The 24,676-nt window shown below is 72.5% G+C and carries 24 protein-coding genes and 1 other RNA gene; 13 read left to right on the top strand and 12 right to left on the bottom strand.

Going from position 1 to position 24,676, the window contains the following annotated elements; all coding sequences use genetic code 11:
* Positions 1–2: 2 nt before the first annotated feature.
* Positions 3–752 carry a MerR family transcriptional regulator gene (locus tag OG408_RS11875; protein ID WP_326669762.1) on the bottom strand — a complete coding sequence of 250 codons (750 nt, stop codon included), beginning with the start codon at positions 750–752 and terminating at the stop codon, positions 3–5.
* Positions 753–891: 139 nt separating this feature from the next.
* Between OG408_RS11875 and OG408_RS11870 the strand changes: the two genes are divergently transcribed.
* From OG408_RS11870 to rnpB, 3 genes are all read left to right on the top strand, one after another.
* Positions 892–1,419 (top strand): TetR/AcrR family transcriptional regulator, encoded by a 528-nt coding sequence (locus OG408_RS11870; RefSeq protein WP_266778119.1) that lies wholly within the window; start codon positions 892–894, stop codon positions 1,417–1,419.
* A 115-nt stretch (positions 1,420–1,534) separates the two neighbouring features.
* Complete coding sequence (locus OG408_RS11865; RefSeq protein ID WP_326674515.1) at positions 1,535–2,104, top strand: Uma2 family endonuclease; 570 nt, start codon at positions 1,535–1,537, stop codon at positions 2,102–2,104.
* Positions 2,105–2,165: 61 nt separating this feature from the next.
* An RNA gene (gene rnpB, locus OG408_RS11860) (RNase P RNA component class A) lies at positions 2,166–2,567 on the top strand.
* A gap of 124 nt (positions 2,568–2,691) precedes the next feature.
* Here rnpB and OG408_RS11855 read toward each other — a convergent pair.
* The 4 genes from OG408_RS11855 to OG408_RS11840 form a co-directional block, all read right to left on the bottom strand.
* Complete coding sequence (locus OG408_RS11855) at positions 2,692–2,868, bottom strand: hypothetical protein (protein WP_266778117.1); 177 nt, start codon at positions 2,866–2,868, stop codon at positions 2,692–2,694.
* A 44-nt stretch (positions 2,869–2,912) separates the two neighbouring features.
* On the bottom strand, positions 2,913–3,383 hold the full coding sequence (gene lepB, locus OG408_RS11850) for a signal peptidase I (RefSeq protein ID WP_266778115.1): 471 nt from the start codon (positions 3,381–3,383) through the stop codon (positions 2,913–2,915).
* On the bottom strand, positions 3,380–4,180 hold the full coding sequence (locus tag OG408_RS11845) for an ABC transporter ATP-binding protein (RefSeq protein ID WP_266778113.1): 801 nt from the start codon (positions 4,178–4,180) through the stop codon (positions 3,380–3,382). Before OG408_RS11845 ends, lepB begins: the two co-directional genes overlap by 4 nt.
* A 259-nt stretch (positions 4,181–4,439) precedes the next feature.
* Positions 4,440–7,235 carry an FtsX-like permease family protein gene (locus tag OG408_RS11840; protein WP_285565213.1) on the bottom strand — a complete coding sequence of 932 codons (2,796 nt, stop codon included), beginning with the start codon at positions 7,233–7,235 and terminating at the stop codon, positions 4,440–4,442.
* A 408-nt stretch (positions 7,236–7,643) separates the two neighbouring features.
* Between OG408_RS11840 and OG408_RS11835 the strand changes: the two genes are divergently transcribed.
* The 5 genes from OG408_RS11835 (at position 7,644) to OG408_RS11815 (ending at position 11,965) form a co-directional block, all read left to right on the top strand.
* Complete coding sequence (locus tag OG408_RS11835) at positions 7,644–7,853, top strand: hypothetical protein (RefSeq protein ID WP_266778109.1); 210 nt, start codon at positions 7,644–7,646, stop codon at positions 7,851–7,853.
* A gap of 119 nt (positions 7,854–7,972) precedes the next feature.
* Positions 7,973–8,530, top strand: a complete 558-nt coding sequence (locus OG408_RS11830; RefSeq protein WP_285565212.1) for a MauE/DoxX family redox-associated membrane protein — start codon at positions 7,973–7,975, stop codon at positions 8,528–8,530.
* 121 nt (positions 8,531–8,651) lie between these two features.
* Positions 8,652–9,182 carry a TlpA family protein disulfide reductase gene (locus tag OG408_RS11825; RefSeq protein WP_266778105.1) on the top strand — a complete coding sequence of 177 codons (531 nt, stop codon included), beginning with the start codon at positions 8,652–8,654 and terminating at the stop codon, positions 9,180–9,182.
* Positions 9,183–9,733: 551 nt separating this feature from the next.
* Entirely contained in the window at positions 9,734–11,239 is a 1,506-nt protein-coding gene (locus OG408_RS11820; RefSeq protein ID WP_442806129.1) for an ABC transporter ATP-binding protein, read from the top strand.
* 69 nt (positions 11,240–11,308) lie between these two features.
* Positions 11,309–11,965, top strand: coding sequence for an SGNH/GDSL hydrolase family protein (locus OG408_RS11815; protein ID WP_285565209.1), 657 nt, complete (start codon positions 11,309–11,311; stop codon positions 11,963–11,965).
* Between the two features lie 22 nt (positions 11,966–11,987).
* On the opposite strand, the gene OG408_RS11810 is transcribed toward OG408_RS11815, so the two are convergent.
* Positions 11,988–12,371 carry a VOC family protein gene (locus tag OG408_RS11810; protein WP_266778099.1) on the bottom strand — a complete coding sequence of 128 codons (384 nt, stop codon included), beginning with the start codon at positions 12,369–12,371 and terminating at the stop codon, positions 11,988–11,990.
* 176 nt (positions 12,372–12,547) lie between these two features.
* Complete coding sequence (locus tag OG408_RS11805; protein WP_266778097.1) at positions 12,548–13,210, bottom strand: ScbR family autoregulator-binding transcription factor; 663 nt, start codon at positions 13,208–13,210, stop codon at positions 12,548–12,550.
* 125 nt (positions 13,211–13,335) lie between these two features.
* On the opposite strand from OG408_RS11805, the gene OG408_RS11800 reads away from it, so the two are divergent.
* Both OG408_RS11800 and OG408_RS11795 read left to right on the top strand, forming a co-directional pair.
* Positions 13,336–14,412 carry a ScbA/BarX family gamma-butyrolactone biosynthesis protein gene (locus OG408_RS11800; RefSeq protein ID WP_326669752.1) on the top strand — a complete coding sequence of 359 codons (1,077 nt, stop codon included), beginning with the start codon at positions 13,336–13,338 and terminating at the stop codon, positions 14,410–14,412.
* Complete coding sequence (locus tag OG408_RS11795) at positions 14,409–15,350, top strand: NAD-dependent epimerase/dehydratase family protein (RefSeq protein ID WP_326669750.1); 942 nt, start codon at positions 14,409–14,411, stop codon at positions 15,348–15,350. Before OG408_RS11800 ends, OG408_RS11795 begins: the two co-directional genes overlap by 4 nt.
* Positions 15,351–15,368: 18 nt before the next feature.
* On the opposite strand, the gene OG408_RS11790 is transcribed toward OG408_RS11795, so the two are convergent.
* From OG408_RS11790 to OG408_RS11780, 3 genes are all read right to left on the bottom strand, one after another.
* Positions 15,369–16,253, bottom strand: coding sequence for a PhzF family phenazine biosynthesis protein (locus OG408_RS11790; protein WP_326669748.1), 885 nt, complete (start codon positions 16,251–16,253; stop codon positions 15,369–15,371).
* Between the two features lie 99 nt (positions 16,254–16,352).
* Entirely contained in the window at positions 16,353–16,820 is a 468-nt protein-coding gene (locus tag OG408_RS11785; RefSeq protein WP_285565206.1) for a lamin tail domain-containing protein, read from the bottom strand.
* A 159-nt stretch (positions 16,821–16,979) separates the two neighbouring features.
* Positions 16,980–17,753, bottom strand: a complete 774-nt coding sequence (locus OG408_RS11780) for an SDR family oxidoreductase (RefSeq protein WP_266778087.1) — start codon at positions 17,751–17,753, stop codon at positions 16,980–16,982.
* Between the two features lie 309 nt (positions 17,754–18,062).
* On the opposite strand from OG408_RS11780, the gene OG408_RS11775 reads away from it, so the two are divergent.
* A complete protein-coding gene (locus tag OG408_RS11775; RefSeq protein ID WP_326669745.1) occupies positions 18,063–19,691 on the top strand; it encodes an alkaline phosphatase D family protein in 1,629 nt (542 codons plus the stop codon).
* A gap of 19 nt (positions 19,692–19,710) precedes the next feature.
* On the opposite strand, the gene OG408_RS11770 is transcribed toward OG408_RS11775, so the two are convergent.
* Complete coding sequence (locus OG408_RS11770) at positions 19,711–20,715, bottom strand: Gfo/Idh/MocA family protein (protein ID WP_326669743.1); 1,005 nt, start codon at positions 20,713–20,715, stop codon at positions 19,711–19,713.
* 78 nt (positions 20,716–20,793) lie between these two features.
* On the opposite strand from OG408_RS11770, the gene OG408_RS11765 reads away from it, so the two are divergent.
* Positions 20,794–22,119 carry a multidrug effflux MFS transporter gene (locus OG408_RS11765; RefSeq protein ID WP_326669741.1) on the top strand — a complete coding sequence of 442 codons (1,326 nt, stop codon included), beginning with the start codon at positions 20,794–20,796 and terminating at the stop codon, positions 22,117–22,119.
* Positions 22,120–22,145: 26 nt separating this feature from the next.
* Here OG408_RS11765 and OG408_RS11760 read toward each other — a convergent pair whose 3' ends face one another.
* Positions 22,146–23,465, bottom strand: coding sequence for a hypothetical protein (locus OG408_RS11760; RefSeq protein WP_285565205.1), 1,320 nt, complete (start codon positions 23,463–23,465; stop codon positions 22,146–22,148).
* Between the two features lie 187 nt (positions 23,466–23,652).
* On the opposite strand from OG408_RS11760, the gene OG408_RS11755 reads away from it, so the two are divergent.
* The gene (locus OG408_RS11755; RefSeq protein ID WP_285565204.1) at positions 23,653–24,669 is read left to right on the top strand and encodes a small ribosomal subunit Rsm22 family protein; all 1,017 of its coding nucleotides are present in this window, start codon (positions 23,653–23,655) and stop codon (positions 24,667–24,669) included.
* The last annotated feature ends 7 nt before the right edge of the window (positions 24,670–24,676 follow it).

Raw genomic sequence — 24,676 nt, 5'->3', positions numbered from 1 at the left:
TCTCACGGCTGCGTCCTCCCCCTCGTCTCCATGTGTTCCGCCAGCGCGGTCATCACCCGGCGCACCACCTCGGCCTGCGCGGGCGGGTAGTCCGCCAGCAGCGCCTCCTCGAACCCCGTCCGCACGGGACCGGAGTCCGGGATCGCCGCCAGCACCTCCGGGGGCATCAGCGCGACCATCCGGCCGGCCAGCGGCGCGATGCGCGGATCGTCGACGGCCGCCGTCTCGAGCGCGTCCAGTTCCTCGTACAGCCCGAGGACCGCCGGATCGGCGGCCAGCGTGTGCAGCACGGCGAAGATCCCGCTGTCACCGACGGCCGAGTCCAGCAGCTCCAGGTGCTCCCGGTCCTTGGCCGCGGCCGGGGAGTCGGTGACGGGCCCGGCGGCCAGCAGTTCGGCCAGGGCGGGCGACACCGGACCGGCCCCCGTCACCGGCCCCTCCAGCAACCGGGCCAGCCGCAACCGCCGCTCCCGGATCTCCCGCTCCTGCCGCGCCAGATCGGCGTCCAGCTCCCGCAGGACGTCCCGGAGGGCCCGCCCCGCGTCCTCGGCCAGCACCTCGCGCACCTCGTCCAGCCCGAGCCCCAGCTCGGTCAGCCGCCGGATCCGGGCCAGGAGCACGGCGTCGCGCACGGTGTACGAGCGGTAGCCGTTGGCCCGGCGGGCGGGTTCGGCCAGCAGGCCGATCCGGTGGTAGTGCCGCACGGCCCTCGGGGTGAGCCCGACGAGCGCGGCGATCTCTCCGATGCGCATGGCCCCAGTAGAAACCCTGACGCTGCGACAAGGTCAAGGCGACGCCCGTGCGGCCCTGGTCCCCACCACCCCGGCCCCCGTCTCGTACGATCACGCCTTCGGCCCCGCACCGTGTGCCCCGCAGGAAGGGAGGACCGGCATGACCGATCTCGCGGCCCCGCCGTCCACCGAACGCGCCCGCCAGATCCTCGCCGCCGCCCGCAGCCTGCTGGAACAGGAGGGCCCCGACGCCCTCACGATGCGCCGCCTCGCGGGCTGCGTGGGCATCACCGCGCCCTCCCTCTACAAGCACTTCCCGGACAAGTCGTCCGTGGTGAGCGCCCTGGCCGACGCCATGCTCCGGGAGACCGCCGGGGTGCTCGAAGCAGCCGAGGCCGCGGCCCCCGGCTCCTTCCCCGCCCTGGCCACCGCCTACCGCGCCCACGCCCTGGCCCACCCCCACCTCTACCGCCTCACCACCGGCCACCCCCTGCCGCAGGACCTGGAGGACCGCGCCGCCGCCCCGCTCTTCCGCGCCCTGGACGGTGACGAGGGGCGCGCCAGGGCAGCCTGGGCCTTCGCCCACGGGATGGTCGTGATGGAGCTCAACGGCCGCTTCCCCACGGACGCCGACGTCGCGGCGGCCTGGACGGCGGGCATCGCGGCCTTCGCTCCGGTCCGCCTCTGACGACTGCGCGCGGTCCTGTGCCACGATCGGGGGAACCACTCCCCTCTCACGGACGGCGGCTTCCCCGATGTCCCATTCCGGCGAGCGACCGAGGAAGGGGCGTGACATGTCTGGCATGCCGCACGAACCGCTCTCGCAGGCGGACGTCCTGCTTGAGGGCTTCCTGGCGCTGGACACGCCGGAGGGCTTCCGGGCCGAGCTGATCGAAGGGGAGATCGTCGTGACGCCGCCGCCGGACGGGGATCATGAGGACTGCATCAGCATGATCGTGAAGCAGGTGATCAGGCATGCCCGGACGGATATGGACTTCTCCGGGAACAAGGGGCTGAAGCTGCGCAGTGGCGGGGGGTGTCCCAAGAACCACGTCATCCCCGACGGCACCTTCGCCCCCACCGAACTGCGCCTGTACCGCGGAGCGGACCCCTGGATGCCGTGCGAGGGCGTGGCCCTGGTCGTCGAGGTCACCTCGTCCAAGCCGGCTGCCGACCGCACCGGCAAGCGGCACTGCTACGCCCGGGGACCCGTCCCCCTCTACCTGCTGGTCGACCGCGAGGAGTTCTCGGACACGCTGTTCAGCGACCCGCAGGGGGACGACTACCGCCAGCACTGCACGGTCCCGTTCGGCAAGGCCGTCCGTCTGCCGGCGCCCTTCGCGCTGGACCTGGAGACCGACGCGTTCGTCTGAGCCGCCGGATCGCCCTGTCGGGCGGCCCCCGGCGGACGGGTAGCATGGGCGCCACGGCAGACGAGCCGGGCGGACGGCCGCGTGAGGATCTTCGGATCCTCCCGAGGAACGTCCGGGCTCCACAGGGCAGGGTGATGGCTAACGGCCACCCGGGGTGACCCGCGGGACAGTGCCACAGAAAACAGACCGCCTGGGACTTCGGTCCCCGGTAAGGGTGAAACGGTGGTGTAAGAGACCACCAGCGCCTGAGGTGACTCAGGCGGCTAGGTAAACCCCACCCGGAGCAAGGTCAAGAGGGGCCGTCGCGAGACGGCCCTGCGCGAACGTTCGAGGGCGGCCCGCCCGAGTTCGCGGGTAGACCGCACGAGACCGGCAGCAATGCCGGTCCTAGATGGATGGCCGTCTCCCCGGCCGCCGCGAGGCGACCGGGCGACAGAACCCGGCGTACAGCCCGACTCGTCTGCCGCTTGGCCGCCTGATCCGGTCACGGAGGCGGTCGGCGCCACAGCGTCCGGCACCCGCCGGCCGGGCGGATCCTCCCGGTCACAGCGCCGCGGGCGGCTGTCTGCGGGCATCACGCGCCAGCGCTACGCCGCCTCGGCCGCGTCGCCGCGGACCACGGCCGCCCACTCGGCAAGCAGCCTCTCGTACTCCCGCCGCCCCTCCGGCGACAGGCGGCCGCCACGAGCCCACAGCGCACGGATGTCCGCGTTCACCGCGGCCAGCGAGCGCGCAGGTGTGGCGGGTGCAGGGGGAATGGGCATGCGAACAGACTACGACGCCGGACCGGCAACCGACCCGCCCGGTTTCAACGGGCTCCCGGTCCTGCCCCTTTGCCGCCTCTCCGTATCCGCCCCAGGATCACGCCCACCACCTGGTCGTTCCGCAGCACGCCCCACTCGCGGGAATCCGTGCTGCGCGACGCGTTGTCGCCGAGTACCGCCACGTGACCGGCCGGCACCGGCATCCGGTGGCCGACACCGGCGGTTCCCGCGGGGGCCGGCTGGCCGGACGTGGAGGCCAGTCGTTTGACGGCGTATCCGCTGCCGGCCGCCCCTGGTGCTGCCACACCGTCCCCCGCTGGTTCCCGCAGGACGACCGCCTGCCCCCGCCGCGGCCGGGCCAACGGGCGGCGCACCATGAGCAGTACGTCCCCGTCGGCGTAGGAGGGCTCCATGCTGATGCCCTCGACCGTGATCAGAAGCAGCGACGAGCGGGCCGCCGCCAGGAGGGCGATCGCCCCGCCCAGGATCCATGGGGTGGCGGCGGCCCGGGTCATGGCCGTAGGGCCGGTCCTGCCGGGTGTTCCGGCTCATGCTCCGGCACGGGGGCCGGGGTGGTGAGGCGGTCCTCCAGGACCCGGCCGTCCCGCATGCTCACGACGCGCCCGCAGCGTGCGGCGATGCTCATGTCGTGGGTGGCCAGGACGAGGGTGGTGCCCTGTTCGGTGTTGAGGCGCAGGAGCAGTTCGATGATCTCCGTGCCCGTGGCGGAGTCGAGGTTGCCGGTGGGTTCGTCGGCCAGCAGCAGGGCCGGCTGGTTGATCAGGGCGCGGGCTATGGCCACGCGTTGCTGCTGGCCGCCCGAGAGCTGCGACGGCAGCCGGTCCTCACGGCCTGCAAGGCCGACGGCGGCGAGGAGTTCGCCGGCCCGTCCCAGTGCGGAAGCGCGGCTGCGGTAGGGCAGTACGGGGGCGACCACGTTGTCCCGGGCGGTCAGCGCGGGCAGGAGGTGGAAGCGCTGGAAGACGAAGCCGATGCCCGCCCTGTAGCGGGTGAGTTCGGCCCGTCCGGCTGCCGTGATCTCGGTGCCGCCGACCGTGATGCTCCCGCCGTCGGCGGCCTCTATCGCGCCGAGCAGGTGCAGCAGGGTCGACTTGCCCGACCCGCTCGGCCCGATGAGCGCCACACTGCTGCCCGCCTCCAGCGTGAGCGAGACGTGATCGACGGCGGTGACCGGGTCGGCCGTACCGGATCCGAACACCTTCAGGACGGATTCGGCGGTGATCACGGCTCCCGGGGCGCTCGCGGCCGCCGGGGGAGTGGTGGTCCGGGTCTTCGGGTTGCGGAATCTCACTGCTGTTCTCCTCGGTGGCTCCGTGGCTCGTCCCCGGTGTCCGGCCGTGCGGCGGGGGCGGCGGACCTGATCGCGTCCTCCCGCGGCGCGGCCGATGCCGGGAGGACGGTTCCGGGTGGCGCTGTGCGGCGGCGGCCGCGGTACGGATCGGCGGGCCGCACGCCCGGGACCACGGCCTGGTCCTCACCGGCCGGCACTACGGCTCCGGGTTCCCGGCGCGAGCGGGGGACCTGCCGTGCGGATCCGTGCGGTGACCCCGTCACTCCTCCTCCGCCAGCGTCTGTGCTGTCGAACCCGTCCGGAGTGTCCGCGCGGGCAGCGCCGCACAGGCGACGGTGGTCAGGACCGCCGCACCGGCCACGGCTCCGGCGACCCATCCGAGTACCGGGCTGTACCCGCCGGTCAGCGCCGAGCAGGCGCAGAGCGCGAGTCCGGCGCCGGCCACCGCCCCGGCGGTGGCCGTGAGGGCCGCCTCGCTGAGCACCAGCCGGGTGAGGGAGCCGTCCGGCCAGCCGGTGGCCCGCAGCAGGGCGTACTCGGCCGCGCGGTCACGGATGTTGGTGTAGAGGACGTCGGCCACGCTCGCTGCGCCGAGGAAGGCCGTGATCGCGGCGGCGACGTAGTCGGTCGTGCGCACCTGGACCGTGACGGCGTTCCCGAGCAGGGAGCCGGCGACCTCCCCCTCGAACGCGGCGCCGATCCCGATGAGGATCACCAGCGCCGCCACCCCGCCGGCCAGCGCCGTCGCGCCGAGCGCCGTCCGCCCTGGCACCCGGCGTACGTTGGCCCAGGCGAGGCTGGAGACGCCGGTGACCTTCGTACGGTGGGCGCGCGCGCTCACCGAGGGGCGTATCGCCTCACCCGGGTGGGAGCGCGCGGACTGCAGGGCCGGCCACAGCGAGGCCAGAGCGGCCAGCACCACCGCCGCCGGAATCGCGAGGAGCGCCCGCGACCACTGCACCTCCACCCCTGCCAGGGCCCCCGCCGGCACGGCCAGTGCGGCTCCGGCCAGCCCGGCCACCGCACCGATCGTGACCACCTCGGCCAGGATCAGCGCGAACAGCTTCCGGGCGGGCCAGCCCACACAGGCCAGCACCCCCAGCTCGGTGCGGCGGGACCGCACCGCCGCGGACGTGGCCCCCGTGACGAACAGCGCGCACACCGCGAGGACCAGCACGAACAGGACGAGGGACTTGCGGTCCACCGCGTCGGCGATCGCGGTGGCCACCCCCTTGCGGGACCACATCTGGCGAAGAGTCAGCTCGGGGCGTCCGAACTTGCCGGCCGGGTTGACGACGTCGACGGCGGTCGGTGAGGAGCCCATGGTGATGTCGACGGCCAGCCCGGTGCGGGTCCGGATCTGTTCCGCGGCCAGCCGTACCCGTTCGCGGGAGAGGGCGTCGGTGCCGAGGGTGCCGTCCAGCCTGACGCGGATCACGCTGATCGGCTTGGAGGTGTTCACGCCACCCTGGCGGTCGATCCCGCTGAACTGCCTGGGGTCGTGGAAGAGCGGCAGGGAGGAGAGCGTGGTGATCATGGAGGGGGCGACCGACAGGAGACCCGCGACGTTGCCGTTGGGCAGCAGCGGCTTGCCCTTGAGCGCCGCCTTGGAGGCCGCGTCGGCGCCTTCGGCCTGCGGAGGGAAGAACGTCTCCAGCGGCACCGCACCGAAGCGGCTCTGTCCGGCCGTGAGCCGGTCGGGATCGAAACGGCCGATCGGCTTGATCAGGGGCATGGGCTCATCGGTGGTGTTGCTGCCCACGTACATGTGCGAGACGTGCTGGTCCAGCGACCGCACGGCCGTGTCCCCGAGATCGGATCCGTCGCCCAGCTCGCCCTCCCCCAGGTCCGGTTCCTGCATGGGGCCCTGCCGGACGGAGCGGGCGGCCAACTGGTCGCCGGAGGAGGCGTAGGTGACCGGGGAGGCGCTGAGGAAGTAGCTCAGGTTGCTCCAGGCGAACGGCTTTCCCGGTGACAGGTCCTCCTGGCCGAGCCCGCGGCTCATGGCCTCGTACGCGGCGTCGGACGTGAACTCCACGCTGTGGCTGCGCAGGGCGGGAGCGCCGGGCAGCGACCGGGCCAGGGTGCCCGAGTTCTCTCCCGAGGAGATGTGTTCGGCCGCCTCGGGGGAGAGTTCCTCGACCTCGACGCGCAGCTTCTCCTCGACCGGGGACCGGTCGGCCAGCAGCACCGGGACGTCCGCGAACCGCGAACCGTCGCGCTCGACGACCGCCGTCTTCTGGTCCGGTGCGAAGTACGAGCCCTCCAGGACCGCCTTGTCCAGGCCCACCAGGCGGGCCTCCTGGACCGGATCCACCGCCGCCACCAGATACGGGAAGCGCCACGTGACGTAGCCGATGCCGGCCGGGGGGTCGATGCCCGTCCCGGTGGCCTTCGGACTGGCCGCGCCGGGCTGGTTGACGTTGTTGCGCGCGTGGGTGGACCCGCAGGCGGGGACCAGGCCCTCGGCCCGATTGGTCTTCGGGTCGTTCCCCGTCGCCACGCTGCAGACCTGCCGCCGTTCCCCGTCCGCGCCGACCAGATCGATCTGCCCGCTCAGCTCCGTGCCCTTCCCGCTTCCGCCCTGTTCGCTCTTCGGGTGATCGAGCCGCTGCGGCGTCACGTAGAGGTACGAGCTCTCGGCCGGGACCGTCGTCAGGCCCCGCTCGGAGATCAGCTCCGGCTTCAGGCGCCAGAGCTGGGCCTTCCCGCCCGGGCGGACGAACTTCGATACGTCGACCGGCAGATGGACGGTCGACGGCATGTAGCCGACGACGGCGACGGGTGCCGCGACCTGAACCCCCGGGACCTTCAGGATCCGCTGCCACTGCTCCTGGCTGATGCCTCCCTGGAGGTCGCTCAGCGCTGTGGCCGAAACCAGCTTCTGCTGTGTTTCGAGCCGGGACCGCGCTCCGGGTGGCCGCACCAACAGGTCGTACGCACCACGGGAGTTGGCTGCCACCGTGCCCCGGACCTCAAGGCGCTGACGGCCCGCGGTCGCGGTCAGCACGGTGAAGGAGGTGACCGCCACGACCAGTGCGACGAGCAGTGCCACCGCCCGTCCGGACCGGAATCCGATCTGTGCCCTGACCGTGTGCCACACGAGCTCCCCCTGGCTGGATCGGCGGCCGCCCCCCGGTGCCGCGTCCGTCGCAGGCCGAAGCCGGGCAGTCGCTTGTGCCTGACGGGAGGAGATGTTCACACCGGGAGTCCGGGAGCGTCAATACGATGCACGCACCTATCGGATCAACGTGCCTGTTATGCGCCCCAGTTGGCGATATGTGATGTCCTGGGATCCGGAATTCATGATCCTTTCATTAAGTGCTTGTTTTTTTGCGTCGAATGCACGCAGGGTTGCAGGGCTCGATGAGTAATTGCACAACTGCAAGGCCGGTTCACCCGCTGCCGTGATGCGTCCGCGGTGTGCACCGGGACCACGGATCAACCGACCTGAGGAGTTTGCATGCTTCGCACGTTCGACCGGGTGGGCGACCGGATCCTGCGGGCAGTCCTGCCGGCCGCGAAGGCGTCCGCAGCCTGCTGGGACCCATGGAAGACGATCTTCGCCAGCTCGACCTACGTCCTGCAGCAGCGCAACGCCTGTACCGGCAGCGCACGGCAGTGCCGGGTCAGCATCAGCGGGGCGCCCTACCAGTCGGCCACCTGCCCCTGAGCAGCGGCTGACACGCTGACGCGGTAGTACGGGACCGCGTCGAATCGGCAGCGCGTGGGGGGCGACCGCAATTCGCCCCCCACGCGCCTTCGACAGTATCCGGCGCGAACGGAGGCATCGTGTCAGCCGTGTGGTTCTGGGCGCAGTTGGAGGCCCGTCTGGTCCTGGCGATGGTCCTCGCGCTCTCCGCCGCGGCCAAGGTCCGGTCCCCGCGGGCGTACGGGGAGTTCCGTGAAGCCGCGGTGGCTCTCGGGGGCCCGCTCGCATCCAGGGTGATCGCCTTCGGGCCGTCGTCGCCGCTCCTGACGGCGGTGCCGGCGGCCGAAGGCGCGTTGGCCGTGCTGCTGCTCGCGCCGGCCACCGCCGCCACGGCCCTCATGGGGGCGCTCGCCCTGCTGCTGGTCTTCAGCCTCGTGCTGGCCCGGGCCGTGCGGCGGGGGACACAGGTGGCCTGTCACTGTTTCGGCAGCTCCCGCGCGCCCGTCCGTGGGGCGCAACTCCTGCGCAACGGAGTGCTCGTGGTGGTGGCCTGCCTGGGCCTGGCCGGCACATACGCGGACGGCGTGGTTCGTCACCCCGCCCCGGCCCTGCTCGTCGCCCTCGTGGCCGCGGCCGCGCTCAGCTGGGTCGTGGTCCTGTGGGACGACCTCACGGAGCTGCTGGCGGGCCCGGCCTGACGTACGCCCGACCGGCGCGCGTCCACGCTGCCGGGCGATCGCGCCGCCATCCCCCTCAGCCGGCTTGCCGCCCCCGGCTTCACCCCCGACCGTTCCTGCCCATCCGGAGGAGATTTCCGCCATGACTGTCCTGACGGCCGCTGTCGTCGTACTCGGTCTGCTCTGCCTGCTCAACCTCGCCGTGAGCACCGCGGTGATACGCCGGCTCCGCCTCCTCGGCATGCCCGTGGATCCTGCCTCAGGAGGCCCGGCGATCGGCAGCCCCGTGCCCGCCTTCGACGTCATGGCCGATGACGGCACCTCGCTGACCCCGGACTTCCTCCGCGGGCGACGCACCCTGATCGCGTTCCTTTCCACGACCTGCTCGGCCTGCGTGGACCATGCTCCGGAACTGGCCTTGCGGGCGGCCGAGTTGGAGAGTTCCGGCACGCAGGTGCTCCTGGTGCTGCTGGACGACGGCGCGGACGCGCGAGGCCTGCGCAAACTGCTCTCGCCCGTCGGGACCCTGCTCACCGGCGAGAACGCGCTCGCGTTCATGACCGCCTGCCAGGTCGACGCGACCCCGACCTACTGGCTGACGGGCGAGGACGGCACCCTGGCCGCGGAGCTGCAGGATCTCGACTCCCTGCCGCTGCCCCTGCGGGCGGACTGAGACCCTTGACCGCCCACGACCTCCGGGCCACGAGCCCGCACCCGAAGAACCGGCGTTCCAGGAGCACGCGAACCGAGAGCCCCGGCGGCCGCCTTCCGGGCGGAGCCGGGCCACGGTTGCGTACCGCACGCGCGGCCTCCGCCCCTTCCGCTCTTCGCCTGCTCCGCAGCTCCTGCCTGCTGTATCTGCGTGCCGCGCCCGGTCCGGCCGCGCTTCTGCTCCTCACCGCCGTGCTGTCCGGCGCCGCACCCGTGGTCACCGCCTGGGCGGCCAAGGCGATCCTGGACCAGCTGGGACGCCACGCGGGTCCTCCGCTCTGGGTGTCCGTCACCGTCCTCTCGGTCACCGGGGCAGTGGTCGCGATCGCGGCGCAGGCCGCTCAGTACGGCGACAGGGAGGCGGACCGGCTGGTCACCCTCCACACGCAGACCGAACTCTTCACCGCGGTCAGCCGTGCGCAAGGACTCGCCGAGCTGGAGGACCCCGCCTTCCAGGACCGTCTGCAACTCGCCAGGCAGGCCAGCCAGACCAGTCCCCAGCTCGTGGCCGGCATGGTGCTCGGCACGGTGCAGAGCATGCTGACCGTCGGAGGATTCGTCGCCGTCCTGTGGGCCTTCTCCCCGCTCATCGCTCTTCTGGTGCTCTCCGCCACCCTCCCGGCGCTCTACGCCCAGGTGAAGCTGGGCCGCCGGCGGAGCGACATGGCGCAGCTGGTCACTCCCTTCCTCCGGCGCCAGATCTTCCACGCGGCCCTGCTGACCGACGTGCGGGCCGCGAAGGAGATCCGCCTGTACGGACTCGGCCGGTTCTTCCGGGAGCGGATGCTCGGCGACCTGGGATCGGCCCAAGCGGGTGAGCGACGCGTGGACCGGACCGTCCTTCGGGTCGAATCCGCCCTCGCCCTGCTGTCGGCAGGCCTTGCCGGGGTCTCGATCGCCATCGCCGTGCACCTGATCGACACGGGGCGGGGGAGCATCGGGCAGCTGGCGATCGTCACCGCGGCACTCGCCACCGTCCAGCTGACCATCTCCTCACTGACCGGGGTCTACGGCACCATCAGCCAGTCCCTGACACTCTTCGGCCACTACAGCGAGCTGGTCGGTCCGGGCCCGGCACCGGCCGGTGATCTGTGCGAGGCGCCGCCCCTCACCGAGGGCATCGCCCTTCGCGACGTCTGGTTCCGCTACCACCCCAGCCATGAATGGGTCCTGCGCGGAGTGGACCTGGAGATCCGCCCCGGCGAGTCCGTGGCCCTCGTGGGCCTGAACGGCGCGGGCAAGTCCACGCTCGTCAAACTCATGGCCGGTCTCTACCGGCCGACGCGGGGCGAGGTCACCTGGAACGACACCGACCTGTGGGCCGTCGACCTGACCTCGCTGCGGCGCCGCATCGGCGTGGTGTTCCAGGACTTCATGGCGTACGACATGTCCGCCGCCGACAACATCGCCATCGGCGACCTCGGCGCGGCCGGGGACCGGCCGAGGCTGCGCAGGGCGGCCGACCGGGCCGGCATCGACACCGTCCTCCACGCGCTGCCCCACGGATACGACACCTGGCTCAGCCGGATGCACCTGCCCGAGCCCGCCCCGACCACCACGGTGGGCCGCGGGCGACGCCGCCTGTCACGCTCCGCACCCCCGGAGCCGGAACCGGACCCGGCTCCGGACAGGACGGGTGTGCTCCTGTCCGGAGGCCAATGGCAGCGCGTCGCCCTGGCCAGGGCACTTCTGCGGACCGATGCCGACCTGCTGATCCTCGACGAACCCTCCTCCGGGCTGGACCCGGTCGCCGAGCGCGAGATCCACCTCGGACTCCGGGAACACCGGCGGGGCCGGAGCAGCCTGCTCATCTCCCACCGGCTCAACACCGTCCGCGACGCGGACCGGATCCTGGTCCTGGAGCAGGGCCGGGTGGTGGAGGAAGGCACGCACTCCGCCCTTCTCGACCTGGACGGAAAGTACGCGCACATGTTCCGCTCGCAGGCGGACGGCTACCAACTGGCGGACGAGGAGCAGACCCGCCCCGGCCAGAAGGATCTCCCCGGCGCGTGTAGTTGACTGCTCACCCGGGGGTACGGCTCGTCACGGGCCCCCGGACCGGTCCATTTCGACGCCAGGACGGCAGACATGCACATCAAGGGTTCCGACACACTCCTGTTCATCGGTGACTCCATCACCGACGCGGGCCGCGACCGGGCGGACTCCGCCTCGCTCGGCAACGGATACGTCGACGCGGTCGCGCAGACCCTGCGGGAGCGTGCGCAGGGCGGAACCGCCACCGCTCCCCGCGTGATCAACCGGGGGATCAGCGGCAACCGCGTGTACGACCTCGAATCCCGCTGGGCCACCGACTGCATAGGACTCCGGCCCACCGTGGTCACGGTCAAGATCGGCATCAACGACACCTGGCGGTACTACGACAGCGGGCTCCCCAGCCCGGTCGACGCGTTCGAGGCGTGCCTCGACGGGCTGCTCGCGGACACCGCGGAACAGCTCTCCGCGCGGCTCGTCGTCATCACCCCGTTCCTGCTGCCGGTCACCCCGGAGCAGGAGGGCTGGTTCGAGGACCTGGCGCCGCGCACCGACGCCGTCCTCCGGGCCGCCCTGGCCCACGGGGCCGACGTGGTCCGCGCGGACCACGTCCTGAACCGTGCGGCGCAGGAGCGGGAGGCCGTGGAGCTGGCGCGCGACGGAGTCCACCCGAGTCCGCTCGGGCACCGGCTGATCGCCGACGCCTGGCTGGCCGCGGTCGACGCGGCGGAACCGGAGCCGCAGCGGCAGTAGCCCCGTGAGAGAGCCGGCCGGCTCAGGAGTGCCGGTGGCTCAGCACGTTGATGACGCGCCCGTTGGGATCCCGTACGAAGAAGCGGCGCACGCCCCACTCCTCGTCGCGCGGGCCGTACACGATCTCCGCGCCGCTGTCCGTCATCGCGGTGTACGCGGCGTCCACGTCCTCCACCTCCACGCTCAGATCCGGGGTGACGGGACCGGTCAGGTCGGCGGTCATGACGCTGATCTGGGCCGTGGGGTGGGAGGGCGAGGCGAGGGTCATGATCCAGCCGTGGTTCATGACCTCCTCGAAGCCCAGGAGCCCGTAGAAGTCGGCGCTGGCCCGCAGCGCCGCGGGGGCGTCGGCGGTAGCGTCGGCGGGGCCGGCCGGGATGTTGGGGACGACACGACGGACGGACATCGGCTGCTCCTGCCGGACGGCTGACGGTGGGGAACCGACAATACGGAGCGGAGGGCGGATGGGGTCGGCACCGGACCGGGGAACGGTCTTGGAGACGGCCGTGGCCGGTCCGGGCGGACGAGTGGTTGCGGACCGTCCGGTTTGGTTTCGGGTCGTCAGGAGGCCCGCCGGGTGGGTCAGTTGGGGGCGCCGACCTGGCTCGGTACGGTTTCGAGGCTCCGGAGCAGACGCTCACCGCGGTCTTCGGCCATGTCCAGCGTGGCCAGGACGGCCGGCGTGGACAGGCTCGGCAGTACGTAATGCAGCAGGACCGAGATCCGCCGGCCCAGGTCCTCGCGGTTGGACAGGACCTGGGACATCACCTGGATGCCGGAGAACGCACCGGCCAGCATCTCGGCGGCCTCGCCCGGATCGACGTGCGGCAGCAGCTCGCCCTGGCCCTTGGCCGCTATCAGCAGGTGTTCGAGCCGGTCGATCCAGCCACGGAACGGCGTACCCCGGTCGAGGCCTTCCACGGCCTGGTCCATGGCCAGGCCGACGCTGGCGCGGACCAGGGGCTCATGGCGCAGCCGGTAGGCGAGGAGCATGCCCTGGTCCACCAGCTCCTGGAGCTTCGTCAGCTGCGGCGGCAGCGGATCGCTGTGCAGCTGGATGTCCATCACCCCGAGCGCGAGATCCTCCTTCGAGGCGAAGTGGAAGTACAGCGCGCCCTTGGTCACCCCCGCACGCGCCAGGATCTCGCTCAGCGTGGCACTGCTGTAGCCGCGCTCGTCGAACACGTCGGCGGCCGCCACCAGGATCGACCGGCGGGTTTGGATCGCGCGCGCCTGCTGTGCCATCAGCTTCTCTCTAGTGGTGGCGTGGTCGTGGCCACAGGGGGTTGGCTGGAAAGAAAAACGGGGCTGTCAGTATCTTACTGCGGGGCGGCTCGGCCCCTTGACTCGGATCCACTTGGGGGAACTTCATGGTTCAGCTCACCTCACGCAGCGCTTCGATGTCGGTGGAGAGCGCCGAGCACGCCGGTCACTCCGCGGGCACCGGCCGTGACGAGGCCTCCGCCGCCGCAGGACAGGGGGCCGCCCCCGTCGCGGGTGCGGAGGAGCCCGGCGCCAGAGGCGGCTCACCCGACCGGCTGAGACAGCTGGTCCACCGGACCGACCGGCAGGACGTCTTTCCCACCGGCCTGACCCGGCTCACCGACACACAGTTCTCGGTGTCGGCCCACTGGCCGCGGGACCACCGGTTCTTCAGCCCCGTCGACGGACGCCACCAGGACCCGCTGCTCATAGCGGAGACCATGCGGCAGACGACGATGCTGATCGCCCACGACCAGTTCGGGGTGCCGGTCGGCGACGCCTTCGTGATGTGGGAGCTGCGGTACACCTCCGTTTCCGGACGGCTGGAGCTGGGCGACGACCCCTGGGACATCACGGTGGACGTGTCCTGTTCCCGGATCCGCCGCCGCGGCCGGAGCCTCGGCTCCATGCACCTCGAACTCCTCCTGCACCGCCACGGCACCGTACTCGCCTCCGGCGGCGGCCGGATCAGCTGCACATCGGCCGGGGTCTACCAGCGGATGCGCGGCCACCGCGCCGCCGTGCTCGGCACCCCGGTACCCCTCCTGCCCGCCGTCGCCCCGAGCACGGTCGGCAGGACCTCCGAACGGGACGTCGTCCTCGCACCCGCCCCCGATCCCGGCACCTGGCTGCTGCGGCTCGACACCCGGCATCCGACACTCTTCGGCCGCCCCAACGACCATGTGCCGGGCATCCTCCTGCTGGAGGCGGCCCGGCAGGCCGCACACGCCATCGCCCCCGGCCGGACCTTCCTGCCCACCGAGATGCAGGCCGACTTCCTGCAGTACGTGGAGCTGGACCGCCCCTGCCTGATCGAGGCCACCCCGCTCCCCGCCGACGAGGAATCGCCCGCCGGCGTACTCATACGGGCCGTCCAGGACGGCGAACCCGCTTTCACCTGCACCCTCCGCGCGCCGGACCCCCACCGGGCCGGCGCCGGCGACGCCCGGAGCGACCTCTCATGACCCCTCGCATCCTCATCACCGGAGCAGCCGGCTTCATCGGCAGCCGGGTGGTCTCCGCCGCCCTCGCGACGCCCGGCGTCCGGCTGCGCCTGATGACCCACCGGACCGCGCCGGACGTCCCCGCCACGACGGCACCCGGGTCCGGCTTCGAGACCGTGTACGGGGATCTCGCCGACCCCGCGTCGCTGCGCGGCAGCTGCGACGGCGTCGACGCCGTGATCCACTGCGCCGCCCAGGTCGGCTCGGACGAACCCACCGCCCGCACCGTCAACGACCACGGCACCCGTGCCCTGGTCGACGAGGCCGTGCGCGCCGGAGCCGGCCGGATCGTCCAGCTCGGCACCGCGGCCGTCTACGGCCGCGGCCCCTTCGCCGCGCTGCTCCCCGGCGAGGCCGAGCCCGCCCCGGCCTCCGCCATAAGCCTCACCCGGGCCGCCGGCGAGAAGCACGTCCTGGCGGCCGGGGGAGCGGTGCTCCGCCCGCACATCGTCCACGGGCCGGGGGACCGGTGGGCGATTCCCGGGCTGGTCGCCCTGTTGCGGTACCTGTCGGCCGCCCCGGCCGGCTGCGACGCGCGCCATTCGCTGATCGATGTGGAGACCCTGGGCCGTGCCCTGCTCGGGGCGGCGCTCGCACCCGAGGCCCCGGCCGGTGTCTACCACGTCAATCACCCCGACCCGGTGACCTGTTCCGAGCTGCTGTCGACGGTGCTGGGCGAGCTCGGACTGCCCTGGGCCGGTACGGAGATCGGGCTGGACGAGGCCCGTGCGCGGCTGGCCGGTGTGCCGTACGCCAAGCACCACTTCGAGATGCTCACCGTGGACCACTGGTTCGCCGACGGACGCGTCGGCCGGGACCTCGGCTGCCCCCCGGGCCCGGACTTCCGCACGTCCTTCGCCGCGCACGCCCCCTGGTACCGGGAGTTCCTCGCCCGCTGAGCCGGCAGCGGCGGGCCGTCAGGCGCCGGCCGGTGCCGGGATCGCGGTGCCGGTACCGCTCACCCGTACCCGGGCGTCGCCCGCGCGCAGGGTGACGGTCAGGGTGCCGGGGCGGCCCATGTCCTCCCCCTGGTGCAGCGTCAGTCCCGCGGTCTCCGGGACCTGGGACAGGGCGCGCAGGTACGCGCCGAAGGCGGCCGCCGCCGCTCCCGTCGCGGGGTCCTCGACCACACCGCCGACCGGGAACGGGTCGCGGACGTGGAAGACGGTCTCCGAGGCCCGCCACACCAGCTGGAGCGTGGTCAGGTCCAGCCGGTGCATGAGCGCTTCGAGGCGTGCGAAGTCGTAGGAGAGCGCGGCCAGCCGCTCACGGGTCGCGGCGGCCAGCACCAGATGGCGGGCGCCCGCGTAGGCGATCCGGGGCGGCAGTGCCGGGTCGAGGTCGGCGGCCGGCCAGTCCAGGGCGGCCAGCGCCTCCGTCACGTCCTCCGGGGCGACCTCGGTGACGTGCGGCTCCACGCTGGTGAGGGTCGCCCGCAGTTCGGCGCCCTCGCGGGCGACGGTCACCGGCACCGGTCCGGCGGCGGTGCTGAACTCCAGGTCGCCGGGGCCGTCCCGCTCGGCGAGCGCCAGCGCGGTCGCCACGGTGGCGTGTCCGCAGAAGGGAACCTCGGCCTTCGGGCTGAAGTAGCGGATCACATAGCCGCGCGCGCCGGGCGCCGACGCCTCGGCCGGACCGGTCAGGAACGCCGACTCGCTGTAGCCGAGTTCCGCCGCGACGGCGAGCATGTCCGCGTCGTCCAGAGCGGACGCGTCCAGCACGACCCCGGCCGGATTGCCGCCCTCCGGGTCGCTGGAGAAGGCGGTGTAGCGCAGGATCGCGGTCTCGGGAAGCTCAGTCATGTGCGGCACAACCGTGCCGCGGTCCGGGGCATTCCCCCCTGGCCCCGCCCGCCCCCTCACCGGGCGGGACCCGGATGCCCGCGGACCGCGGCGGGCGGGTCAGTGGCAGTTCCTGGTGCCCTTGCTCGCCTTCGTCCAGGAGCAGGAGTCGAGGAGCTTGCCGTTCGGCTTGATCAGCCGCGCCTTGTCACCGGTGTTGTTCCACACGTACGAGCCGCGGTTCCAGTACACGTGGCCCGAGCTGTTCTTCGCCTTGCCGGTGTGGACCCGGACGGTCCTGCCGGCGCCGACGGCGTAGGAGGGGAAGGTGTAGGTGTATCCGGTGTTGTCCTTCAGCCGGTAGCCCTTGAGCTGCACCTTCGCCTTGGTGTTGTTGTGGATCTCCACCCATTCGGCGTTGAGCGAGGTGGTGGACCGGGTGTCCTTGCCGGGGCTGTCGTACTGGATCTTCCCCAGGTGCACCCCGCCCTGGTGCTTCGCGGCCGAGGCCGGGGTGGCGAGGAGCAGGGAGCCCGTGAGGGCGGTGGTGACGGCGAAGGCGAGGGGCACCGCGGTGCGTATGCGCATGCTGTGTTCCTTGTGTGGAGTTCCGGTGAAGAACTGTGAGCATAAGGGCAGCACGCGCTTGCCGGACCGGGTGGGGCGCCGGTCCGGCGGGTATCGGTCGTTTCCGGTGTGAGGGCCGGTCGGTTGTGGTCGCTCGGAGTCGGTTCCGGCCCGGATCCGTCAGCCCCGGCCCACGTACGGCATCGCCGTCGCCATCACCGTCATGAACGGGATGTTGGCCTCCAGCGGCAGATCCGCCATGTGGACCACCGTCCTGGCCACGTCCGCGGCGGCCATCACCGGCTCCACGGCCAGTTCGCCGTTGGCCTGGAGGATGCCGGTCTGCATCCGTTCGGTCATCTCGGTCGCGGCGTTGCCGATGTCGATCTGTCCGCAGGCGATCCGGTACGGGCGCCCGTCAAGCGAGAGCGACTTCGTCAGGCCGGTGATGGCGTGCTTGGTCGCGGTGTAGGCGACCGAGTGCGGGCGCGGCGCGTGCGCGGAGACCGAGCCGTTGTTGATGATCCGCCCGCCCTGCGGATCCTGTTCCTTCATCTGCCGGTACGCCGCCTGCGCGCACAGGAACGCCCCCGTCAGGTTCACGTCGACCACCGTGCGCCAGTCGTCGTAGCCGAGGTCCTCGACCGGCACGGAGCGCGGCCCGAAGGTGCCCGCGTTGTTGAAGAGCAGGTCGAGGCGGCCGAAGCACTCCCGTACGGCGGAGAAGAGGGCGTCCACGTCGTCCGGGCGCGACACGTCGGCGGGGACGGTGATCACCCGGGCGTCCGGTCCGGCCAGCGCGGCGGTCTCGGTGAGCGGCCCGGGGCGGCGGCCCGCGAGCGCCACCGACCAGCCGGCGCCGCTCAGGGCGAGCGCCACCGCCCGGCCGATCCCGGAGCCCGCGCCCGTGACCACGGCCGCCTTCGTCGTGGAGTTCAACAGTTTGTTGCTCATGGTGCGGCAGCGTACGCCCAGCCGCCCCCGGCCCCGGTGCCGGTGGGCGCGCCGGGGTCAAATCGTGCGTCCGGACGGGGGGTTCACGTCCCCGGGGGGTGATTTCCGTGCACGGTACCGGCGATTCCCTGAGGCGGCGCCCCCGGTCTTAATGATCATGGTTTTGGCCGCATACGCGGTGTTTGCCCCTGGGGATCCATTCCTGCCGCATTCCTCATCCAGGCGACGCCCGTGCGACGCGAGCACGACAACCGCCCGATGTGCCGGCCCGGTGGACTTCCCCCACATCACCAGTCAGGGGAGGGACAGATGACGTACTCATCGCACCAGCAGGAGCTGCGCGACGCGGCCCGGCACACCGGCCGCCGCCGTTTTCTCACCGTCACCGGAGCCGCCGCCGCACTCGCCTTCTCGGTCGGACTGCCGGCCGCGGGATCGGCGAGCGCCGCCGAGCTCGACGGCCGGCAGATCGGAGACGACCCGTTCACTTTGGGCGTCGCATCCGGTGACCCGCTGCCCGACTCCGTCCTGCTGTGGACGCGGCTCGCGCCCCGCCCGTTCGAGCCCGACAGCGGACTGCCCGCCGCCCGGATCGAGGTGCGCTGGGAGCTCGCCCGCGACGAGCGCTTCCAGCGCATCGTCCGGCGCGGCACCGCCCTCGCCCACCCGGAGTTCCACCACAGCGTCCACGTGGAGGTCAGAGGCCTCGACCCGGACCGGGTCCTCTACTACCGCTTCCGCGCCGGGCAGTGGACCAGCCCGGTCGGCCGGACCCGCACCGCGCCCGCCCCCGGCGCGCACAAGCGCGAACTGAGCCTGGCCGCCGTCTCCTGCCAGGCCTACCACGACGGCTACTTCACCGCGTACAAGCACCTCGCCCAGGAGGACGTCGACGTCGTCTTCCACCTCGGCGACTACCTCTACGAGTACGCCGTCACCGCGACCGGCGGGGCCCGCAACTACACCGACCGCACCCTGCCCGCCCTCTTCAACCGGGAGACGACCACACTGGAGGACTACCGGCTGCGGTACGCCCTCTACAAGTCCGACCCCGACCTGCGCGCCGCCCACGCCGCGCACCCCTTCGTCGTCACCTGGGACGACCACGAGACCGAGAACAACTACGCCGGCGACACCCCCGAGAACAGCGTGCCGCCCGAGGAGTTCCTGATCCGCCGGGCCGCCGCCTACCGCGCGTACTGGGAGAACCAGCCGCTGCGCACCCCGCAGCAGCCGCACGGCCCGGACATGAAGCTCTACCGGCGCCTGCAGTTCGGCCGGCTCGCCCAGTTCGACATCCTCGACACCCGCCAGTACCGCAGCGACCAGGCGTACGGCGACGGCTGGCAGACCCCCGGACCCGAGTCCGAGGACCCCTCGCGCACCCTGACCGGAGCCGCCCAGGAGCGCTGGCTGATCGACGGCTGGCGCCACTCGCGGGCCACCTGGAACGTCGTCCCGCAGCAGGTCACCTTCGCCCAGCGGCGCGACGTCCCCACCGACGCCTACAAGCTCTCCATGGACTCCTGGGACGGCTACCCGGCGTCCCGCGACCGGATCCTGCGGGGCGCCGAGGCCACCGGGGTGGACAACCTGATGGTCCTCACCGGCGATGTGCACGTCGGCTACGCCTTCGACCTGAAGCAGGACTTCGACGACCCCTCGTCCCGCACCGTCGGCACCGAGATCGTCGCGACGTCCGTCGCCAGCGGCAAGGACGGATCGGAGAAGCCCGCGAACTGGTCGAACCTCACGACCGCCAACCCGCACATGAAGTTCTACAACGGCCGCCGCGGCTACGCCGTCGTCACCCTCCAGGAGCGCCGGGCACGCGCCGACTACCGCACGGTGTCCGCCGTCACCACGCCCGGCGCCCCCGTGACGACCGCGGCCTCGTTCGTCACGGAGGTGGGCGACCAGGGCCTCAACCCGGCCTGACCGCGAGGGGCCCCAGGCCCTACCGCACCGCGCCGTCCACGGGGTAGCGGACGCCGACGCGCTCACGTACCGCGTCGAGCGTCCGCATGACCGCCAGCGAACCGTCCAGCGGCACCAGCGGCGACTCCGTCTCGCCCGCCCGGACCGCCCGCATCACCTCGGCCGCCTCGAACTGCATCCCCGTCAGGCCCTGCGGCCCCGGCCCCGAGGTGATCTCCTCGGGCTCGCCGCCCGCCCGGTGCAGCACGAAGCCCCGCGGATAGAAGAAGCCCTCCGGGAAGTCGATCCGCCCGGCCGTCCCGATGACCGTGGCGGCCGTCGGATGGTGTCCGACCAGCGAGCAGGACAGCAGCGCGGTCGCGCCCGACTCCCAGCCCAGCAGCATCCCGGTGTTCAGGTCGACACCCTCCGGCGACAGCAGCGCATCGGCCTGCACCCGGTCCGGCTCACCCAGCAGCAGCTGCGCGAACGACACCGGGTACACCCCGAGGTCCAGCAGGGCGCCGCCGCCCAGCGCGGGATCGCGCAGCCGGTGCTCGGGACCGAAGTCACCCGCGAAGCCGAAGTCGGCCTGCACGGTCCGGATCTCGCCGATCGCCCCGTCCCGCACCAGCTCCGTCATCCGCCGGATGACCGGGTTGCAGTACGTCCACATCGCCTCCATCAGGAACAGACCGCGGTCCCGGGCGAGCTCCACCAGCTCCCGCGCCTCGCGCTCGTTGATGGTGAACGCCTTCTCGCACAGCACGTGCTTGCCGGCCTCCAGGGCGAGCCCGGCCGCCTCCCGGTGCGCGGAGTGCGGCGTGGCCACGTACACCACGTCGACGTCCCCGTCGGCGACGAGCCCGGCCCAGCTCCCGTACGCCTTCGGTATCCCGAACCGCTCCGCGAACGCCTTCGCCGAGGCGTCCGTACGGGAGGCCACGGCCACCACCTCCGCATCGGGCATCGCCTGCAGGTCGGCGGTGAACGTCGCCGCGATCCCACCGGTCGCCAGCACGCCCCAACGGACAGTCCTGCTCATGCACGCTCCCAAAAAGGTATCGACCATTCCGGCTGAGCTGAGAGCATAGAGGCGGATTCAACGACTATGGAGATGAGAATGCCGGAGAGCGGCGTCAGCCGGGCCCAGCAGATACCCACCACCCACACCGCGGCCGGGACCGGACTTCCCGGCAGGCCCGCCACCCCTCCACCCGGACCCGCCGCCACCACCGCGGCCCGGCGCACCGGACTCCTCGTCACCCTGGTCCTCGGCGGACTGACCGCGCTGCCGCCGCTCTCCATGGACATGTACCTCCCGGCGCTCCCCGCCGTCACCGACGCGCTGCACGCACCCGCGTCGACGGTCCAGCTCACCCTCACCGCCTGCCTCACCGGTATGGCGCTCGGCCAGGTCGTCGTCGGACCGATGAGCGACCGCTGGGGCCGGCGCCGCCCGCTGCTGCTCGGCATGGTCGTCTACGTCCTCGCCACCGCGATCTGCGTCTTCGCCCCGACCGCCGAACTCCTCATCGGCTTCCGCCTCGTCCAGGGCCTCGCGGGCGCCGCAGGCATCGTCATCGCCCGCGCCGTGGTGCGCGACCTGTACGACGGCGTGGACATGGCCAGGTTCTTCTCGACGCTGATGCTGATCTCCGGCGTCGCGCCGGTCATCGCCCCGGTCATCGGCGGCCAGGTCCTGCGGATCACCGACTGGCGCGGCATCTTCGCCGTCCTCACCGTGGTCGGCGTCCTGCTCACCCTGGTCGTCTGGAAGTGGCTGCACGAGACCCTGCCGCCCTCCGAACGCCACACCGGCGGCATCGGCGACGCCCTGCGCACCATGCGCGCCCTGCTCGCCGACCGCGTCTTCAGCGGCTACATGATCGCGGGCAGCCTCGCCTTCGCCGCGCTCTTCGCCTACGTGAGCGCGTCCCCGTTCGTCGTCCAGGAGATCTACGGTGCCTCGCCGCAGACCTTCAGCCTGCTCTTCGGCATCAACTCCGTCGGACTGATCGCCGTGGGCCAGATCAACGGCAAGATCCTCGTCGGCCGGATCAGCCTCGACAAGGCGCTCGGCTTCGGGCTCGGCGTCATCGTGCTGGCCGCGACGGCGCTCCTGCTGATGACGTCCGGGGTCTTCGGGGACGTCGGGCTCTTCCCGGTGGCGACCGGACTGTTCGTGCTGATGTCGGCGATGGGCCTGGCGATGCCGAACACCAACGCCCAGGCGCTGATGCGCACCAAGCACGCCGCCGGCTCCGCCTCCGCACTGCTCGGCACGTCCTCGTTCCTGATCGGCGCCGTCGCCTCGCCGCTCGTCGGGATCGCGGGGGAGGCCACGGCCGTACCCATGGCCGTCGTGCAGCTGGTCTGCGCCGTGGGCGCGCTGGTCTGCTTCCTGGCGATGTGCCGCCCCTGGCAGCAGGTGGCCGCGCGGATCTGAGGCCGCGCGGCTCCCGCCGCGGGAGGTCAGTCCTCCCGCGGGTAGCCGATCAGGTGCAGCCGGTCCTTGTCGTCGGTCCAGCGGAACAGGCCGACCCCCTCGGCGCCCTCGGCGCCGGGCATCCGCACGTTCGGGGCCAGCGGGTCCGCCGTCCCCGCCGAGATCTGCGCCTCGACCGGGAAGCCGCCGCCGGCCAGCGCGTCCGCCGCGTTGCGCACGTTGGTCGCCCCGTACGCCGTTCCGTCGTCGGTCACGGACGCCAGCGCGAGCGTCTTCGAGCCCTCGGTGTCCTCGAAGCAGAAGCCCTTGCCGTTCTCCAGGTCGAAGGCGAGGTTCCCGGCCACCAGGTAGTCGCCCGACGGGGAGACGACGGCCTGCGGGTACTGCCCCGGCGCGATCGCCGGCTTGTGGCACTGCACGGAGACCAGCGCCTTGCCCGTCTCCGCGTCGTGCACCGCCCACAGCTCATGGGTCGCGGCGAGCTTCGAGCCCTTCGCGAGCTGCCACCTCGCCAGCACCACCCCGGGCGCCACGGAGGTCGGGATGCCGCTCTGCCGGTCGGCGCCCTTGGGCGCCACGTTCCGGCTGAACCACCCGCCCTGCACCCAGAACTCCCGGGACCCGCTCACCAGCAGGCCCTTCGAGGTCAGTCCGCGTACCTCGGTGAGCTGCTTGCAGGACGCGCAGCCCTTGGGGTACTTCAGCGCCTTGGCGGGGACCTTGGAGACCCGGCCGGTCGCCGGGTCCACCACCACGCTCGTGGACCCGCCGTCGCCGATCACGATGCCGGGGCCGGTCACGTTGACGGTCGGCACCGACCTCCACGGCACCTCGACGCGCTGCCGGCTGCCGTCCTCCACGGTGTACACGTCGAGGGAGACGATCCGGTCGGCGGGCGCCGGAGCGTCCTCGCCGACCTTTCCGTACGCCCAGGTCACGAAGTACTCCTGGTCGTCCGTGGTGACGGTGAGCAGCTTCGGGAAGTGCGTCGCGGCCGGCGGGCGCCAGGCGTCCCCGCTCCAGCCGGCCCGCCCGGTCTCCGAGTCGATGGTCCGCAGCTGGTACTCGCCCTCCGCGGTCCGCACCAGATAGGCCAGCCGCCCCGTCGTCCGGGACAGCGCGTAGTCGGGCGAGGTGCCGATGAGCTCCCAGCCGCGCTGTGTGGTGTACGCCGCCGGAACGGTCAGCTGCGTCGCCGGACCCGCACTCGTCCGCTTGGGCTTCTTCGGCTTGGCGTCGTCCTTCTTGCCGCTCCCGCCACCGCCGCCGCAGGTGGACAGCAGGAGGAGCAGGGCCAGCACCAGCACCCCGCCGACCAGGGCCAGGCGCACGACTCGCTGCCTCACTGTCCCTCCGCCGACCGGAGCCAGGCGCCCGAACTGCAGTCTCATGGTCCCCCCGATGAACATGACGCGACCTCGCGCCGGTCAGCGTAGCAACTGGTCGTAGTGGCTTCGCCGTTCGGTTCCGTAGCCGTTCCGTCCCGATTCCGTGCCGGGCCCCGGGCCGTCCGCGTCCGCCTACAATTCGTCGGTGAACGCCACCCTCCCCACCGCGGACGCCCTGCGCGCGGCCCTCGCCGGACTCCTGGACGGGCTGCCGCCCAGGCAGGCCACCCAGGCCGTCGACCGGCTCATCGCCCACTACCGGGGGACCATTCCCACCGATACCCCGGTGCTCCGGGACCGCTCGGACGTCGCCGCGTACGCCGCGTACCGGATGCCCGCGACCTTCGAGGCGGTACGGTCCGCCCTCGACGCCCTGCGCGAGGCCGCCCCGGACTGGGCACCGGCCACCCACACCGACGTCGGCGGCGGCACCGGCGCGGCGAGCTGGGCGGTCGCCGGGGCCTGGGAGGGACCGCGGACCACCGTCCTGGACTGGGCCGAGCCCGCCCTCGCGCTGGGCCGCGAGCTGGCCGGGGTCTCCGGCATCCCCGGGCTGCGGGCCGCCGAGTGGCAGCGGGCCCGGATCGGCCAGGACCTCGCCCTCGGCGCCACCGACCTGGTGACCGTCTCCTACGTGCTCAACGAACTCACCCCGCAGGCCCGCACCGCGCTCGTCGACGACGCGGCCCGCGCCGCGCAGGCCGTCGTGGTCGTCGAAGCGGGCACCCCCGACGGCTACGCGCGCATCATCGAGGCCCGGGACCGGCTGACCGCCGCCGGGCTCACCGTCGCCGCCCCGTGCCCGCACAGCGACGCCTGCCCGATCGAGCCGGGCACCGACTGGTGCCACTTCTCGGCCCGGGTCAGCCGCTCCTCGCTGCACCGGAAGGTGAAGGGCGGCTCGCTGCCGTACGAGGACGAGAAGTTCAGCTACGTGGTGGCCACCCGCTTCACCCCGCGGCCCGTGGCGGAACGGATCACCCGCCGGCCGCAGATCCGCAAGGGCCAGGTGCTGCTGGAGCTGTGCACCCGCGACGAGGGCCTGCGGCGGGCCACGGTCACCAAGCGGCACGGCGCGCTCTACCGCGCCGCCCGGGACATCGACTGGGGCGACGCCTGGCCGCCCCCGCAGGACCCGGACCAGGAGCCCTCGGGCCCCTGATCCGGCC

Source organism: Streptomyces sp. NBC_01257 (assembly GCF_035917255.1).
GTDB lineage: Bacteria > Actinomycetota > Actinomycetes > Streptomycetales > Streptomycetaceae > Streptomyces.
Note: the sequence above shows the minus strand (reverse complement) of the source record. Positions and strands in the feature narration are given on the sequence as shown.